The sequence below is a fragment of the Neisseria sp. P0021.S007 genome (assembly GCF_051956855.1).
On record NZ_JBQCXA010000364.1, the window covers coordinates 1 to 781 of the forward strand.

Genomic DNA, 781 nt, shown 5'->3' on the forward strand with positions numbered 1-781 from the left:
GTTTGGGGGGTGAATAGGGGTTCTTCGTTGCTCGTTTTCCCGCTTTGGTTTTCGGCGGCGTTCTCGCAGACATTGAGGATGTCGATGCCGAATTTGTTGATTTTTGCCTCGCCTAAACCGTAGATTTGATGCAAATCTTCCAGCGTTTGCGGCATTTTTTCGACGATGTCGCGCAGGGTTTTGTCGCCGCATACGACGTAGGCGGGGACTTCTTCGACATGGGCGCGCTGCTGCCGCCAACGCCGTAATGCCTGCCATAGGCGTTCTTCGCGTTCGGTACGCAGCCAGTTGTCTTTGGGCTTTTGAGTGGTGGCTTTTTCGCGGCGCAACGGGCGCAGCATGACTTCGGTTTCGCCTTTGAGGACTTTTTTTGCGGCTTCGGTCAGTTGCAATGCCTGATATTGGGCGGTGTTGACGGTGAGGTAGCCGAGGCTGATGCACTGGCGGATGACGCTGCGCCATTCTTTGTCGGTTTGCCCGTTGCCGATGCCGAAAGTGGAGAGTTTGTCATGGCCGTTGCGCTGTATCCAGTCGTCGCTTTTACCGCGCAGCAGGTTGATGATATAGCCGGCGGCAAAGCGTTGTCCGGCGCGATACACGCAACTGAGGAGCTTTTGTACAAGGACGGTGCCGTCGAAGCGTACGGGCGGATGCAGGCAGTTGTCGCAATGGCCGCAGGGGGTGGATTCTTCGCCGAAATGTTTGAGCAAGAGAACACGGCGGCAGGCGGCGGTTTCGCAGACGGAAAGCATGGCATCGAGCTTCTGCATTTCGATTTGTT

At 56.2% G+C, this 781-nt stretch carries 1 protein-coding gene; it reads right to left on the minus strand.

Features of this window, described 5'->3' with window-relative positions; genetic code table 11:
- A partial coding sequence (locus ACTHUR_RS13380; RefSeq protein ID WP_440399019.1) for an RQC domain-containing protein occupies positions 1–781 on the minus strand: 781 nt, incomplete at both ends.